Here is a 15,290-nt window from a genome sequence, read left to right as displayed (position 1 = left end):
AACCCATCGGCTGCAGAAAAGTGGGTAAATGAAGTGTTCGATAAAACAGAATTGTTAGGAAGTACGCCAGAAATGGGTCGTTTCGTTCCTGAAATTCTCCATACAAATTATCGCGAAATAATTTTTGGGCACTATCGTATTATTTACAGTTTAAGCCATGAAGTTCGGGTGCTAACAGTTCGTAATTGCCGTCAGATTTTGACGGAAAGTGACGTGTAAAACCGTGTTATAACAAGGCGTTTAAGAGTGATTCCAAACGCTTGCCGGTTTCGCTTCGCTCAAGTATGGCAAACGCTTGTCACACCTTAACGCAGCGTTATGGCGCAGGGCAAAAATCAGCTAGGGAGCTATATGAACGAGAAAGTAAAAGTAGCCTTGAATTGGCTGAAAAGTCTTTTGGAATCGGAGAGTATCGAATACCAAATTGTCGGTGGTTTAGCGGCAACGATTCATGGTGGTAGTCGTGAAATTGCAGACATTGACCTCTATATCCACAATTCAGATGCAAATAAAGTACTAGCTCGCGTTGCCCAGTATGTTTCTAAGCCACTTACGCACTACTCCGAATATGGCTGGGATTTAGAGTATTTTCAGCTAATCTATCGAGATCAAAAAATTGAAATAGGCTTGGCTCAAAATACCAAAATTCAATCAGCATTGGACGGTTCGTGGCATCAACTGGAAATCGACTTTTCAAAGTCAGTTGTCAAAAGCTATGAAGGCATCGAATTACAAGTAATTTCAACTCATCAACTGGTAAAGTACAAACGAATATTGGGTAGGGAAGTAGACCTAATTGACATTCAGCAGCTGACTTCAAGTTCAGCGCCATAACAAAGCGTTTAAGAGTGATTCCAAACGCTTGCCGGTTTCGCTCCGCTCACAGTATGGCAAGCGCTTGTCACACCTTAACGCAGCGTTAGGTTTTCGAAGGGCTTATATCTTGAATTTGCTTGAAAACCTCTTCTGCTTCAGCCGTTAGCTGAGAGTAAGTTCGTATGTCGCCTTTTCTTTGAGCTTGCATAGCTTGTTCAAGAAGCATTGAGTGACGCTTTTTTAGTTTTTTGGCAGGGTTGCTTTTTAGAAAAGAAAACATAAAGGGCTCCGCTAATGGTTGAGCTATTTGTTACGCAGAGTGAGTAATAAAGTTCATTCGAAGGTAACTTTCGGCTACAAACCTAACAAGCAATTCAAGCTGATTCGCAACGCTCGGCGCTTTCAGTTTCAATTTGTTTAGTGATTACGGTGAAGTGCTTGAGTAAAGTGGTAGCGTTGCTCACAACTTAATTGGGCGTTAGTTGCCAGCGGTAAAAATGCAGCTAAGTCAGAAAGTTTAGGGCTAATGAATAGTGCAATTGTGCTCAGATTTGTCTCTATGCTCTAGTTTGTTGAAGTTGCGTTCGATTTTTTAATATTGTGGCTTTGTTGTGCCGTTTCAGGCGCTAACTTACTCGTTGAAAGTCAGCTTTGTGGCATTGTCTTTCCAAAAAGTTTATTGGGTTCTTTTGGCCAGTTTTCTAGGGCGTTTTAAGTTCCAAGTGGTTTCAGTGACAGGCGCTTTGAAACTGCGCCTGATTTGAGTTTTTCAACGCGCTCAAAAACGGTGTTGGCAAAGTGAAAATTGACTGGAAATCAGAGGTTTAGAATGGCAACTAACAAAGCGTTTAAGGCAGATTCGCAACGCTAGGCATTTTCAGTTTGCTTTGAATTTAGCGTTTATGGCGCAATGGTTTAGGTAAGGTGGCAGTGTTGCTCACTACTTAACGCGGCGTTAGCTGGGGTTAAGAAAAGCTGTGAATTTAAGGTGGGAAGGCTTTTGGTTTTCTAGCTACACACCGGATAAATATCGGTTCTAAACTATCTCGCCAGTGGCACTTTTCGGGAAGCGTTTGAACTTAACGAAGTCTGCTTACGGGAAGTGTTGTGTTTGTTAAGTTCGTTGGCGCGGCTTCTTTGATTTTGAAATTGATGGATCCCTAAATTTGTTTCGAGTGCTCTATGGCTGACTTTTTCGATAGAATTCTTTGCAAATTATCATACTCAGGAATGGTGATGTTCTCGGTTATTTCTTCTTTGCCAGGATCATTTCGTGGATTAGGTTTCAATTTCACAGCTGTCCATTTTACTTTGCCGTTTGAAAGCAATAATGTGTTTCAAATTAGGCATTTTGGCGTAAGTTGCTAGCAAAAGTGCAGCAGCTAACTAGGCATTTAAGACGGATTCGCAACGCTTGGCGGTTTTAGTGTAAATTCAGTTTTTGTGTTTAAGTGGTTTGTCGAGGCGTTGGTGTTTGGCGTCGCTCACCACTTAATGCAGCGTTATGTGTTGGATGAGTTTTTAAGGTTAAGTCTATGATTTCATTGAGAATTCGCTCCGTGTCATCGGCAAGTTGGCTTAGTCGAAATGGATTCTTGAACAATTTGAGATTGATTGTTTTCAAGGTTCTTGGGTTGCCTCACTTGAATTTTGGATCTGGTTTGTGTTGAGTTTCGTCAGTTTCAAATCGCTTTAATTGAAATGTATTTTTGACTGATTTGCTTGCTGACATTCAGCTCTGAAAGTCTGGTGTCGAAAAAGGTTTGGTTGTGGCTGAAAGGGCACTTTCTTTGTTTTTGATTCTGCAAGTGGCTCTCTTTGGCTCAGATCGCTTTGAAATTTAGGTTTTGGTAAGCATCGTTTTTGCACGTAACTTATTAAGATTTCTTCGTTTCTACGGTGGTTTACTTTGAATGCAGCGTGAAATTCACATAACAAACAATTTAAGAGGGATTCCCAACGCTTGGCATTTTTGCTTCTACTTCAAATTTAGTGTTTACGGTACAATGCTTTAGGTTGGGTGGTAGCGTTGCTCACCCCTTAATTGGGCGTTATGCAACTCAGGTAAATTTAGGGGGTTAATCTTTTTGGATTTCTCCGGCCATTTGTTTTGTGTTGTCGGCAAATCAGCATTTCCACACCAAAATTCTTGGATCACTCAAACCGTAAAACAGGCAAGATTATTTGTTTGCCTCAATCAGTTTTAGCGTTGGCTCGTTGTAAATTGAGCGGGCGCAAAGTGTGGAAAGGGCAAGCCAATCGAGAGTTTCGAGTTCGCTGAATATTTTGCTCGTTGATTTTGTTTGATTCAAAAGCTTGGTTTGTTGCTGAAAGGTGGACTTTGTTTTGGCGGCTTATTTGTCACAGTTCGGGCTTGGGCTGATTCTTGGTTCACTTAACCAACATTTTGATTGTTTTCTTTATCAAATTTAGTGTAACTTTATGTTTATCTTATTGAATTTGCATAACAAAGCATTTAAGACGGATTCGCAACGCTTGGCGGTTTTAGTGTAAATTCAGTTTTTCTGTTTTAAGTGGTTTGTCGAGACTTCGGTGTTTAGCGTCGCTCACCACTTAATGCGGCGTTATGCGCCCAGAGCAAGTGACATATTTTGTATAACGAGGTGAGTATTGGAATTAATCGAAAAGAAGTTCAGAGACACTCCCACAGACCACAAGAAGTACCTTAAACGGCTAAGTGAATACGTAAAATATTTGATTGAAAACGGCCGAATACTTGAAGCTAAGTATTTCTATAATAAAATGCAAGAGTTAAAACCTAGTCATATAAAAACAATAATTCTAGGGTATGAACTGGCCATTAAGACCTTTGATAATGAATCAGTTGTGTTGTTTGATCGCGCCCTATATGACAGCAAGCATGATGAAGAGCTACTGTTAAGAATGAGACTGAAATATTACTATTCAGTAAATAATGAAAAGCAGTTTACAGGCCTTGTTGAGTATCTTCTTTTTGAAAGAACTATCAAGACTGAAACCTTTGATCTTATTGGTGAATTAGTCATTACTCAAAATGCATACAAACCCATATCTGTTCTAGTTCGCTATCTTAAAAGTAAGAAGCGAATACTTCATAAACAGGTTGAAGGACAGGTTCGTAGAGTTGTGCTCCAAAAGCTTGTCGATACTATAGTGGAATCACGAAAATGAAACCATATTTGATTGTCAAAGTTCTTGAAATGGCGAGCGTTTGTTTACCTACGACAACTGTGTATTCGAATGTTGAACTACGTTCCTCAAGCGCAGATTCACCAGAAGAAGTTATTGCACTTGAAGCATGTGCCAAGAAATTGAATCTTGATTTTACTAAATATCGTCACTGTGCTCGGATAGCTACGATAGTAGATAGTAATGCGCTAGAAACTGCTGTTTCTAGCGCAGAAAGTAGATTTGAAGAAATTTTAGATCTTAAATCAATTGAAGTACCTATATCTAATTATGCTCTGTCTTCCATTGGCTTTGTAAAAGATCTTTCCTCTGGAAAGTTGCATGAATTAAAGCTATCGAAATATCAGCCGACCATGTCATTTATGACTCATCAAGGAAATACACAAAGGGTAGATGTCACTCACTGCATACTAGCCCAAAATTCTGAATTAAGTGCGCGATATTTGCGATCTTTACATTGGTTTAGAAACAGTAAACACGAGAATAATTCTCAGTTAAAAATTCTTTTTAACTGGTTTGCAGTGGAAGCTCTGTTAAAAGAATCGGAAAAGGATAATGTTGCTGTATATATTCGATGGTTTTTAGGCTTTCCTAACGGAAAGGCTGGGATTTTAGTTGATCACAAAATGTTGAGAGAGTTGGAGAGTCATGAGAATTACCTTTTTTGGAAGAAAGAATTGGTAAATGTGCTAGAGAAAATACGCATATTCAGAAATGACTCAACGCATCATGGCTTCAGATCTATTGACTTTACACCTGAGCAATTAGAGCTATATAGTCAGGTGATGATTTATGGGGTTACACGTTGTCAGGGAGCGGTACAAACAGCAATTTTAAATGGGGTTAAGTCAGTGCAAGAGTTTAAAGACTATATGCCAACAATTTTTGAGTCCGATAAATACTTAATAAATGATGTGCATGGAAATATTTTGTATAGTTTACAAAACCTTAAAGGCGCATAACAAAGCGTTTAAGAGTGATTCCAAACGCTTGCCGGTTTCGCTTCGCTCAAGTATGGCAAACGCTTGTCACACCTTAACGCAGCGTTATGCAACTCAGGTAAATTTAGGGGTTAATCTTTTTGGATTTCTCCGGCCATTTGTTTTGTGTTGTCGGCAAATCAGCATTTCCACACCAAAATTCTTGGATCACTCAAACCGTAAAACAGGCAAGATTCTTTGTTTGCCTCAATCAGTTTTAGCGTTGGCTCGTTGTCAATTTTGCGGGCGCAAAGTGTGGAAAGGGCAAGCCAATCGAGAATTTCGAGTTCGCTGAATATTTTGCTCGTTGAATTTTTCTGGTTCAAAAGCTGGGTTTGTTGCTGAAAGGTGGACTTTGTTTTGGCGGTTTATTTATCACGGCTCAGGCTTGTGCTAATTCTTGGTTCACTTAACCAACATTTCGATTGTTTTCTTTATCAAATTTAGTGTAACTTTATGTTTATCTTATTGAATTTGCATAACAAAGCATTTAAGACGGATTCGCAACGCTTGGGGTTTTTATTGTAAATTCAGTTTTTGTGTTTTAAGTGGTTTGTCGAGGCATTGGTGTTTAGCGTCGCTCACCACTTAATGCGGCGTTATGTGTTTGATGAGTATTTAAGGTCAAAGCTACGATTTCATTGAGAATTCGTTCCGTGTTTTCGGCAAGTTGGCTTGTAGTCGAACTGGATTATTGAACAACCTGAGATTTATCGTTTTCAAGGTTCTTGGGTTGCCTCAATGGAGTTTTGTATCTGGTTTGTGTTGAGTTTCGGCGGTTTCCAGTCGCTTTAATTGAAATGTCTTTTTGATTGATTCTCTTGCTGAAGCTCAGCTTTGAAAGTCTGGTGGTACAAAAGGTTTGGTTATGGCTGAAAGGGCGCTTTCTTTGTTTTTGATTCTGCAAGCGCCTCTCTTTGGCTCAGATCGCTGTGAAATTTAGGTTTTGGTAAGCATCGTTTTTGCACGTAACTTATTAAAATTTCTTTGTTTCTACGGTGGTTTACTTTGAATTCATAGCTAAATTCACATAACAAACAATTTAAGAGGGATTCCCAACGCTTGGCATTTTTGCTTCTACTTCAAATTTAGTGTTTACGGTACAATGCTTTGGGTTGGGTGGTAGCGTTGCTCACCCCTTAATTGGGCGTTATGTGTTGGATGAGTTTTTAAGGTTAAATCTACGATTTCATTGAGAATTCGTTCCGTGTCATCGGCAAGTTGGCTTAGTCGAAATGGATTCTTGAACAACTTGAGATTGATTGTTTTCAAGGTTCTTGGGTTGCCTCAATGGAGTTTTTGATCTGCTTTGTCTTGAGTTTTGTGGGTTTCAAATCGCTTTAATTGAAATGTCTTTTTGAGTGATTTGCTTGCTGACATTCAGCTCTGAAAGTCCGCTGAAGCAAAAGGTTTGGTTATGGCTGAAAGGGTGCTTTCTTTGTTGTTGATTCTGCAAGTGGCTCTCTTTGGCTCAGATCGCTGTGAAATTTAGGGTTTGGTTAGCATCGTTTTTGCAGGTAACTTATTAAAATTTCTTTGTTTCTACGGTGGTTTATTTTGAATTCATAGCTAAATTCACATAACAAACAATTTAAGAGGGATTCCCAACGCTGGGCATTTTTGTATCTACTTCAAATTTAGTGTTTACGGTACAATGCGTTAGGTAAGGTGGTAGCGTTGCTCACCCCTTAATTGGGCGTTATATGCTTTCAAAATCTTTGAGCAAAAGGGAGTTTAAAATGATTTTAAATCACGTCTCAGTTGGTGTTTCAAATGTGGCATCTGCTGTGTTTTTTTACGACTCAGTTCTATCCGCTTTGTCCATAAAACGCTCTCATTACATCGAAAATGTAGCTGCTGCCTACGGCGAAAATTTTGAGTTTTGGGTCGGTTGTCCATGTGAAAATGTTGCATCTTCGGGTAACGGTACTCACATTGCTTTCAATGCGCCGAATCAAGATGCCGTTGACCAGTTTTATGCTACTGCATTGGAGCTTGGTGGTTCGTGTGCAGGCAAGCCAGGTTTGCGTCCTGAGTACGGTGAAACTTACTATGCGGCGTTTGTCCGAGATGTTGATGGAAACAAACTTGAAGCAGTCTTTATGTAGTTGAAACTACGCATATAACAAAGCGTTTAAGACGGATTCCCAACGCTCAGCATTTTTGGTGTTCTTCAACTTAAGTGTTTACGGCACAATGATTTAGGCCAGGTGGTCTGCGTTGCTCACCACTTAACGCGGCGTTATGCAACTCAGGTAAATTTAGGGGTTTAATCTTTGGGATTTCTCCGGCCATTTGTTTTATGTTGTCGGCAAATGAGCATTTTCGGCTTCAAATTTGTGGTCAACTCAACCCGTAAAACAGACAAGATTCTTTGTTTGCCTCAATTGCTTTTCGCGTTGGCGCGTCGTGAATTTTGCGGTCGCAAAGTGTGGAAAGGGCAAATTAATCGATCATTTTGTACTTGCTGGATATTTTGCTCGTTGAATTTTTCTGGTTCAAAAGTTTGGTTTGTTGCTGAAAGGTGGACTTTGTTTTGGCGGCTTATTTGTCACGGTTCAGGCTTTGGCTGATTCTTGGTTCACTTAACCAACATTTTGATTGTTTTCTTTATCGAATTTAGTGTAACTTTATGTTTATCTTATTGAATTTGCATAACAAAGCATTTAAGACGGATTCGCAACGCTTGGCGTTTTTAGTGTAAATTCAGTTTTTGCGTTTTAAGTGGTTTGTTGAAGCATTGGTGTTTAGCGTTGCTCACCACTTAATGCGGCGTTATGTCACCGAGTACCCCACGTTTAGTAGACACTTTACTAAGTTAGATCTAGGGTCTAATTGAGAGGTGATTTATGGCTAAACATCGTAATCCAGCGTACACCGAAGAGTTCTGCAAAGAAGCAGTGCGCCTGGCCAGTCTTCCTGGCCGAACAGCAGTCTCCGTTGCTAAGGAACTGGGCATCAGTGCCCAGCAAATCCGGAACTGGAAGCGCCAGTTCACACGCCTATCTGATAAACAGTTTAACACCTTAGACGGTGTCGATTATTCGAAGAAAGAGTCCGAAGAACTCCGAGCGCTAAGGCGCGAGAACAAGCGTCTACGTGATGAGATGGAATTCCTAAAAAAGGTGTCGGCGTACTTCGCGAAGAACCAAGAGTGAAGTACGAGTATATCGAGAGCTCTGTTGGGGAATACAAAATCACTCATATGTGCCACGCCTTGGACGTTTCGCCGAGTGGTTATTACAAATGGTTAAATCGAGAGCCGAGTGAGCGTTCAAAGCGTCGATGCCGCTTTGAGCAGTTAGTCATGTGTACCTTTGCGAAGCATCGTGCTCGCTATGGTTCAGTTCGAATCACCGATGAGCTGAATCAAGCAGGCTATGCCTGCTGCGTCAACTATATTGCTGATATCATGAAAGAAAAGGGTATCAAAGCACGTAATGGGATAGGGTTCAAATACACTAAGGATGTGGCAGCGATGACTAATGTGGCGGATAATTTGTTAAGAAGAGACTTCGAAGCAAAGAGCCCTAATCAGAAATGGGTGACGGACATTACGTACATCTGGGTGAAGAGCCGTTGGCTCTACCTAGCCACGGTACTAGATCTGCATTCGAGGCGTATTGTTGGTTGGTCGCTAGATACAACGATGACGGTTCAACTCATTACGAATGCCCTGAAAATGGCGTTTAAGTCACGTAAGCCGCCTAAGGGCGTCATAATCCACTCAGACCGTGGTGTACAATATAGAGCACATGATTATCAGGACTTCATGCGTAAGCATGGAGGTGTGCCGAGCATGAGCCGTAAGGGCAACTGCTGGGATAATGCGGTGATGGAGTCCTTCTACAGTCGACTGAAAGTCGAGCTGATATATGCAGAAGACTACCAAGATATAGAGGAAGCTCGAATGGGGATCTTCGAATATATCGAGATCTATTACAATCGAAATAGAAAGCACTCAGCGTTGGGCTATGTGAGTCCAGCTGAGTTCGAAAGTGTGTAGTTATGTTGTGTCCACTTTTCGTGGGGTACACCAGTCACTAAGGAGCAAAATGTTTGAATCAAATGTTTTAAATATAATATCTGGAAATGAAAAATTAGCAGAGTTTTGGGGAAATAGTCATGGCTGGGCTCCAATCGAAGCTGCGGATTTGATGTCTAAGTCACGCCTAGATTGGCAGGTTTCACTTTCGAGAACCCTATTAAAATGGGATTTTAGTCAAGATTGTTACGATGGCGAGTTAATACTTGCCTGGGCGAACCTTGGTGCTTTAATTGAAGGGACGCTCAAACTTTTTTTGAGTGTTTATTATAAAGATTACTCAAATGATGTGGATAAAATAATCAGTAGAGGAAATCAAGTAGATCCCGATTCGATGACTTTGGAGAAATTAAAGCAGTTTATAAGAAAAAAGGATCTATTTGGCAAAGAGTGGTATCCGTACATTGAATTGATTCAACAGCGGCGCAACGCAATTCATGCTTACAAAGACCGTTCAATTGGCGACAAAGGCGAGTTTCATGAATCGGTTGAAAAATATTTATTATTTATGCGTTGCGTAAACTCGTACCTTCCGTATCCAGATTGTGGGTATGCGCCTCGCTTTTAGACGTGACATAACAAACGCTTCAAGAGGGACAGCCAACGTGTGGCATTTTTACTATGCGTTGGTTTTTGTGGTTACGGTGTTATGCGGAAAGTTAGTAGTAGCGTTGGCTGCCCCTTAAGCGGGCGTTATGTTTACTTGTATTTCAAAGGCTTAAATGTCTTAGGCTCTTGTTCTTTGTCCCTTTGGCAATTCGTCCTAGTAGACTCAGCAAATCTGCATTGTCGGCCTAAGTTCGTGAGCCTCTCTGCCCGTAAAATATGCCAATGTTCGTGGGTTGCTTCATTGTCAGGTCGTGGCGGTTGGTTTCTTGTTTAACTGGCTCAAAGTCGCTTTTAGGTTCTTAGTCAATTGGCATTTTGGCTTGGCAGTTGCCTCGGCAATTTGCCATTGTCTTGCGCTTTGGTTGGAAAGAAAGGGCGCTTGTTGAAAGTTCGTTGGGTTGCCTCATTGGGCAGGGAAGTGGAATTACTCGTTTCTGGTTGGCCGCCTTTGGTAGCCAAGTTGGTTCTTAACTTGTGGTTTGCTTCAGAAAACTAGTTAGAAATAGCAGTTCTTTCTCAAGTAAATCATGTGTTTGTGGTAAAACATAACAAACAATTTAAGAGGGATTCCCAACGCTTGGCATTTTTGCTTCTACTTCAACTTTAGTGGTTACGGTACAATGCTTTAGGTTTGGGTGGTAGCGTTGCTCACCCCTTAATTGGGCGTTAGTTTGCAAGAGGAAAAACGCAACTATATCGCAAGATCTAGTGTAAAGGCTCAAAGTTGAAATTGTCGTATCGGCGTTCAATTTCAGTGTTAATTAGCGTGGTGAAAATCCAAAATTGGCATCGTTTCAACGGTTGATTTGTTCTTTGGTGCGGTGGCTTTGGGGTTAACTGAGTCGAACTTTTTTCCTGAAACTCTGCTCGTTGAGTTTGTTGGTACAAAAGCCGATTTACTCGCTGAAATGGCGTTTTCTCTGGTGTGGTAAGTTCACGTGGTTTCATTGGCTTTGTTGAAAGTCCGCATTGTGAGATTGGTTTTCCAAAAGCGCTTTTTGGTGTTGTGAGTTCGTTTTCTGCGGCGTTGTTTGTTCCACGTGGTTTCATTGAGTAGCCGCTTTTAGACTACGTCTGACTTAAATGCATCAAAGCACATAAAGTTTGTTGTTTGCAAAGTTTAAAATAACGTAAAATCAAACTTTTGGGTCTGCAAACTAACAAACTGCTCAAGAGGGATTCGCAACGCGTGGCATTTTCACTATGCGTTGATTTTAGTGATTAAGGTGGTGTGCTGCGACTTCGGTATTGCGTTGCTCACCCCTTAGCAGGGCGTTATGTTTACTTGTATTTCAGTGGCTTAAAGTTTCTTCGATCTATGTTCTTTGTCCCTTTGGCAGTCCGTCCGAGTTACTTCAGCAAATCCGCATTGTCGGCCTAAATTCTTGAATTTCTCAGCCCGTAAAACATGCCAATATTCGTGGGTTGCTTCATTTTCAGGTCGTGGCGGTTGGCTTTAAATGTCATTGGCTCTAAGGCGCTTTCAGCGTATTTGCCAAGTAGCATGTTGGCTTGGCAGTTGCCTCGGCAATTTGCCATTGTTCTGCGCTGTGGTTGGAAAGAGAGGGCGCTTGTTGAACCTTTGTCGGGTTGCCTCATTGGGCAGGGAAGTGGACTTACGCGCTTTGTGTCTAGCGCATCTGGCGGCCAAGTGAGTTTGAGTGTGTGATTCACTTCTTGAAATGCGGTCAATAAAGTAGTTCTTGGCCAAATAAATCAGTCATTTGTGGTAAAACATAACAAACAATTCAAGCAGATTCGTAACGCTTGGCGAATTTACTATGCGTTGGCTTTTGTGTTTTAAGTGGTTTGCAGCGGCTTGGTCAGTGCGTTACTCACTACTTAATTGGGCGTTAGGTGTTTATCAGTTATCTGAACTAAAACTCCAGTTTGAACGTAGAACTTGCCATTTCAAAGTAGGTAGTTTGAAATGGAATTGACCTCAGAAATCGAGTCAAGAATTATAGAAATGGCGTGGGAAGATCGCACACCATTTGAAGCGATAGAGCTTCAATTTGGTTTGAATGAATCAGAAGTTATTCGGTTTATGCGTAGTCGGCTCAAATCAAATAGTTTTAAATTATGGCGTAGACGAGTATCCGGTCGAAATACAAAGCATATGAAATTACGTAGCCCAAGTATTACTAAAGGTTATTGTCCAACTCAGTATAAGCACCGGTAATCGCTTCACACCTAACAAACAATTTAAGCAGACCCTCAACGCTCATCACTTTTGGTTGCGTCGGGTTTGGTGTTACCGAGCAATGCGGAAAGTGAGCCAGGGCGTTTCGGGCTACTTAATTGGGCGTTAGTTGCCAGCGGTAAAAACGCAGCTGAGGCAGAAAATTTAGGGCTAATGAAATTTTCAGTTTCGCTCGATTTTTGTCTGGTTGTGGTTTGCTGAAATTGTGTTCGATTTTTAATGTTGTGGTTTTGTTTTGCCGTTTCAGGCGCTAATTTACTTGTTGAAAGTCAGCTTTGTGGCATTGTCTTTTCAAAAGGTTTTTTTGGTGCTTTTAGTCGGTTTTCTACGGCGTTGTAAGTTCCAAGTGGTTTCAGTGACAGGCGCTTTGAAACTGCGCCTGATTTGAGTTTTTCAAAGCGCTCAAAAACGGTGTTGGCAAAGTGGAAATGAACGGGAAATCAAAGGTTAAGAATGGCAACTAACAAGGCGTTTAAGGCAGATTCGCAACGCTAGGCATTTTTGGTTTGCTTTGAATTTAGTGTTTACGGCACAATGTTTTAGGTTCGGTGGTAATGTTGCTCACTACTTAACGCGGCGTTAGTTTTCAAAGGAGATCACGTTCGTGGATATAGAAGAGTCAGACAGAGGTGTAGTAATTACATCAGTTGCAGATGTTGAGAATCTCTTAGACAAAATGCTCAAACTTGTATTTACACATAATAACGTGTCGAATAAACGTATAAAATCTATGTTCGATGCATCAGGCCCTTTGTCTACATTTTCGTCAAAGTATCAAATGCTCTATGCTTTTGGTTATATTCGACATGATAATTACACAGATCTTGAACTATTGAAAAAGCTTAGAAATAAGTTGGCTCATACAACGGGATTAATAAGATTAGAATCTGAAGAAGTTGCTCAAATTTTGAAATTAATGAGCTTTTTCAAAGCTGGTCAGAATCAAATGGATGAGCTCGTTGGCTTAAAGCGAAATAGAAAGGAAGTTTATATTTCGAAACCAGATATATCAGAGCATGAAGCAGCTGCCATGGGGTTAATAAAGCGTTCAAAGTCAGATTTTGGTATTGGAATATCAATTTTAAAGTCTCGTTTAGTAAGTGACTTGGAGCGTAAATTGGAAAATGAAAACTAACAAGGCGTTTAAGGCAGATTCGCAACGTTTGGCAGTTTTGGTTCTGTAGAATTTTGGTGTTTACGGTGGCAAGGTTCAGTCCAGTGCATTGTTGCTCACTACTTAACGCGGCGTTAGTTGCCAGTGGGAAAAACCCAGCTAAATCAGAAAAATTAAGGCTAATGAATTGTGCAATTGTGCTCGGTTTTGTATCTGGTTGTGGTTTGCTGAAATTGTGTTCGATGTTTAATGTTGTGGTTTTGTTTTGCCGTTTCAGACGCTAATTCACTTGTTGAAAGTCAGCCTTGTGACATTGCCTTTCCAAAAGGTTTTTGGGGTGCTTTCAGCCAGCTTTCTACGGCGTTGCTAATTCCAAGTGGTTTCAGTGGCAGGCGCTTTGAAACTGCGCCTGATTTGAGTTTTTCAAGGCGCTCAAAAACGGTGTTGGCAAAGTGGTAATGGATTGGAAATCAAAGGTTTAGAATGGCAACTAACAAAGCGTTTAAGGCAGATTCGCAACGCTTAGCATTTTCGGTTTGCTTTGAAATTAGTGTTTACGGCACAATGGTTTAGGTAAGGTGGCAATGTTGCTCACTACTTAACGCGGCGTTAGCATACAAGGAGGTAAATTGTACATTCCAGCAAAATTTAAACAGGAAAATATTGAAGATTTGGTTTCAATAATGCGGCAATATCCATTTGCAACATTAGTTGCGAATTCATATGACGGTATTGAGGTCACTCATCTTCCTGTGCTACTTGAAAAAGTCAATGATGAGTTAGTTTTAAAGGCTCATGTGGCAAAAGCCAATAAAATCTGGAGGCAAGTGGAATCTGGGTCAGAAGTGTTAGTGATTTTTAATGGTCCCAACTGCTATATATCGCCAAATCACTATCCGACAAAAGCTGAAAATGGTAAAGCGGTGCCGACTTGGAATTATGTTGTGGTTCATGCTAAGGGGAGCATATCTTATTCACACGACACTGAATGGATTTATAGTGTTATAGATAAACTAACAACGGAGCATGAATCCACCTTGGATAACCCATGGTCTATAACGGATGCACCAGAAGAGTTCATAGATAAAATGTTGCCAGCAGTTGTAGGATTGGAGATCATAATCAATTCAATTTCTGGTCAATGGAAACTCAGTCAGAACCAACCAGAAGTGAACAAACAAGGTGTAATTAGTGGTTTGAATGCACATGGAGATCATGCATCAACAACTATGGCTGCAATGGTTAGCGCTCAACTTTAGTTTGTATGCTAACAAACAATTTAAGAGTGATTCAGCACGCTTGGCATTTTTGGTTTGGGTTTAGCTCAGTGTTTACGGTGGTCAAGTGAAGTGCCGTGGTCGCGTGCTTCACACCTTAATTGGGCGTTATATGCATATGGATGTCTTATGATATGATGTGTCAGAACGCTATATTGAACGGAATCAGAAATGAGCATTTGGGATATAGATAAATTACAACTTTTCATCATGTTTGTTATTCCCGGCTTTATAAGTATGAAAACTTATGAGCTTCTTTATCCCTCCCATTTGAAGGACTCATCAAAGCAGTTAGTCGATGCAGTTACATATAGTTGTATAAACTATGCCATTATGTACTGGTTTATCGTTGCCGTTGAAACTGGAACAGGATCTGAAAGTTTCAAAATCGCACACCCAAATTTATATATTTTCTTTTACGTTTTCGTGTTAATGGTGTTCCCCGTTATTTTAGCTTTCTCATGGAAAGCGTTAAGGGAATCGGAAAAATTTAAGAAAAACATACACCATCCAACCCAGAAACCATGGGACTACTTTTTTGCACAAGGTAGATGTTATTGGGTGAAAGTAATCCTTAATAATGGAACTGTTATAGCAGGTTATTATGGTCCAAAATCGTTCGCTTCCAGTTCTCCTGCTGACGAGCAGTTATACCTCGAGCAAACCTGGAAACTTGGAAGTGATGGCTCATTTGAGCGAGCGATAAACAAAACTGCCGGAGTCATTATCTTGACCAGCGAAATCTCTCATATTGAATTTAGGGACGTTTAAAATGACAGAAAGAAAAATTTCAAATAATGGCTATCAACCACAAGTATCACCTTCAGATCTACACAAAGGCTACCAGCCTTCCCAGCCAGCACCTATGCCAAGTGGTGAGCCTGGTGCCGGTTATCAACCTACTGGTGCAGGTGACAGCCCTACAAACCCTACACCGACTCCTCCTGGCGCTGAGTAAAGCATATAACAAACAATTTAAGAGGGATTCTCAACGCCTGGCATTTTTGCTTCTACTTCAATTTTAGTGTTTACGGTACAATGCTTTAGGTTGGGTGGT

The 15,290-nt window shown here is 40.7% G+C and carries 14 protein-coding genes; 13 read left to right on the top strand and 1 reads right to left on the bottom strand.

Annotated features, from left to right (window positions below; all coding sequences use genetic code 11):
* A partial coding sequence (locus BS19_RS20435; RefSeq protein ID WP_084186003.1) for a type II toxin-antitoxin system RelE/ParE family toxin occupies positions 1-219 on the top strand: 219 nt, incomplete at its 5' end.
* 132 nt (positions 220-351) lie between these two features.
* Positions 352-834 (top strand): nucleotidyltransferase domain-containing protein, encoded by a 483-nt coding sequence (locus BS19_RS14465; RefSeq protein WP_038176191.1) that lies wholly within the window; start codon positions 352-354, stop codon positions 832-834.
* Between the two features lie 85 nt (positions 835-919).
* On the opposite strand, the gene BS19_RS20240 is transcribed toward BS19_RS14465, so the two are convergent.
* Entirely contained in the window at positions 920-1,096 is a 177-nt protein-coding gene (locus BS19_RS20240) for a DUF6435 family protein (protein WP_017053838.1), read from the bottom strand.
* 2,351 nt (positions 1,097-3,447) lie between these two features.
* Between BS19_RS20240 and BS19_RS14460 the strand changes: the two genes are divergently transcribed.
* The 11 genes from BS19_RS14460 (at position 3,448) to BS19_RS14405 (ending at position 15,191) form a co-directional block, all read left to right on the top strand.
* Positions 3,448-3,987, top strand: coding sequence for a hypothetical protein (locus BS19_RS14460; protein WP_038176189.1), 540 nt, complete (start codon positions 3,448-3,450; stop codon positions 3,985-3,987).
* Positions 3,984-4,967, top strand: a complete 984-nt coding sequence (locus BS19_RS14455; protein ID WP_038176188.1) for a hypothetical protein — start codon at positions 3,984-3,986, stop codon at positions 4,965-4,967. The genes BS19_RS14460 and BS19_RS14455 overlap by 4 nt, the downstream gene beginning before the upstream one ends.
* 1,757 nt (positions 4,968-6,724) lie before the next feature.
* Entirely contained in the window at positions 6,725-7,093 is a 369-nt protein-coding gene (locus BS19_RS14450) for a VOC family protein (RefSeq protein ID WP_038176187.1), read from the top strand.
* Positions 7,094-7,834: 741 nt separating this feature from the next.
* Positions 7,835-8,143, top strand: coding sequence for a transposase (locus BS19_RS14440; RefSeq protein ID WP_038176183.1), 309 nt, complete (start codon positions 7,835-7,837; stop codon positions 8,141-8,143).
* Positions 8,140-8,991, top strand: a complete 852-nt coding sequence (locus BS19_RS20235; protein WP_038176182.1) for an IS3 family transposase — start codon at positions 8,140-8,142, stop codon at positions 8,989-8,991. The genes BS19_RS14440 and BS19_RS20235 overlap by 4 nt, the downstream gene beginning before the upstream one ends.
* Positions 8,992-9,040: 49 nt before the next feature.
* The gene (locus BS19_RS14430) at positions 9,041-9,598 is read left to right on the top strand and encodes a hypothetical protein (protein WP_038176181.1); all 558 of its coding nucleotides are present in this window, start codon (positions 9,041-9,043) and stop codon (positions 9,596-9,598) included.
* A gap of 1,971 nt (positions 9,599-11,569) precedes the next feature.
* A complete protein-coding gene (locus tag BS19_RS19885; RefSeq protein ID WP_084186001.1) occupies positions 11,570-11,821 on the top strand; it encodes a TIGR03643 family protein in 252 nt (83 codons plus the stop codon).
* A 625-nt stretch (positions 11,822-12,446) separates the two neighbouring features.
* Entirely contained in the window at positions 12,447-12,977 is a 531-nt protein-coding gene (locus tag BS19_RS14425; protein WP_038176180.1) for an MltR family transcriptional regulator, read from the top strand.
* A 608-nt stretch (positions 12,978-13,585) separates the two neighbouring features.
* Positions 13,586-14,215: an FMN-binding negative transcriptional regulator gene (locus BS19_RS14415; RefSeq protein WP_038176176.1), complete on the top strand. Its 630-nt coding sequence runs from the start codon at positions 13,586-13,588 to the stop codon at positions 14,213-14,215.
* A 189-nt stretch (positions 14,216-14,404) separates the two neighbouring features.
* Positions 14,405-15,004 carry a DUF6338 family protein gene (locus tag BS19_RS14410; protein ID WP_038176175.1) on the top strand — a complete coding sequence of 200 codons (600 nt, stop codon included), beginning with the start codon at positions 14,405-14,407 and terminating at the stop codon, positions 15,002-15,004.
* A gap of 1 nt (position 15,005) precedes the next feature.
* A complete protein-coding gene (locus BS19_RS14405; protein WP_038176174.1) occupies positions 15,006-15,191 on the top strand; it encodes a hypothetical protein in 186 nt (61 codons plus the stop codon).
* Positions 15,192-15,290: the final 99 nt, after the last annotated feature.

It is taken from the genome of Vibrio pacinii DSM 19139, from assembly GCF_000711795.1.
In the GTDB taxonomy this organism is placed as follows: domain Bacteria; phylum Pseudomonadota; class Gammaproteobacteria; order Enterobacterales; family Vibrionaceae; genus Vibrio; species Vibrio pacinii.
The sequence above is the reverse complement of the archived record's forward strand: the minus strand, read 5'-3'. Positions and strand labels throughout refer to the sequence as shown.

What these genes read in the sequence shown, in the direction of transcription:
- BS19_RS14465 (WP_038176191.1), top strand. Translation starts at nt 352, where the DNA reads ATGAACGAGAAAGTAAAAGTAGCCTTGAATTGGCTGAAAAGTCTTTTG.
- BS19_RS20240 (WP_017053838.1), bottom strand. Translation starts at nt 1,096, where the DNA reads ATGTTTTCTTTTCTAAAAAGCAACCCTGCCAAAAAACTAAAAAAGCGT.
- BS19_RS14455 (WP_038176188.1), top strand. Translation starts at nt 3,984, where the DNA reads ATGAAACCATATTTGATTGTCAAAGTTCTTGAAATGGCGAGCGTTTGT.
- BS19_RS14450 (WP_038176187.1), top strand. Translation starts at nt 6,725, where the DNA reads ATGATTTTAAATCACGTCTCAGTTGGTGTTTCAAATGTGGCATCTGCT.
- BS19_RS14440 (WP_038176183.1), top strand. Translation starts at nt 7,835, where the DNA reads ATGGCTAAACATCGTAATCCAGCGTACACCGAAGAGTTCTGCAAAGAA.
- BS19_RS14430 (WP_038176181.1), top strand. Translation starts at nt 9,041, where the DNA reads ATGTTTGAATCAAATGTTTTAAATATAATATCTGGAAATGAAAAATTA.
- BS19_RS19885 (WP_084186001.1), top strand. Translation starts at nt 11,570, where the DNA reads ATGGAATTGACCTCAGAAATCGAGTCAAGAATTATAGAAATGGCGTGG.
- BS19_RS14410 (WP_038176175.1), top strand. Translation starts at nt 14,405, where the DNA reads ATGAGCATTTGGGATATAGATAAATTACAACTTTTCATCATGTTTGTT.
- BS19_RS14405 (WP_038176174.1), top strand. Translation starts at nt 15,006, where the DNA reads ATGACAGAAAGAAAAATTTCAAATAATGGCTATCAACCACAAGTATCA.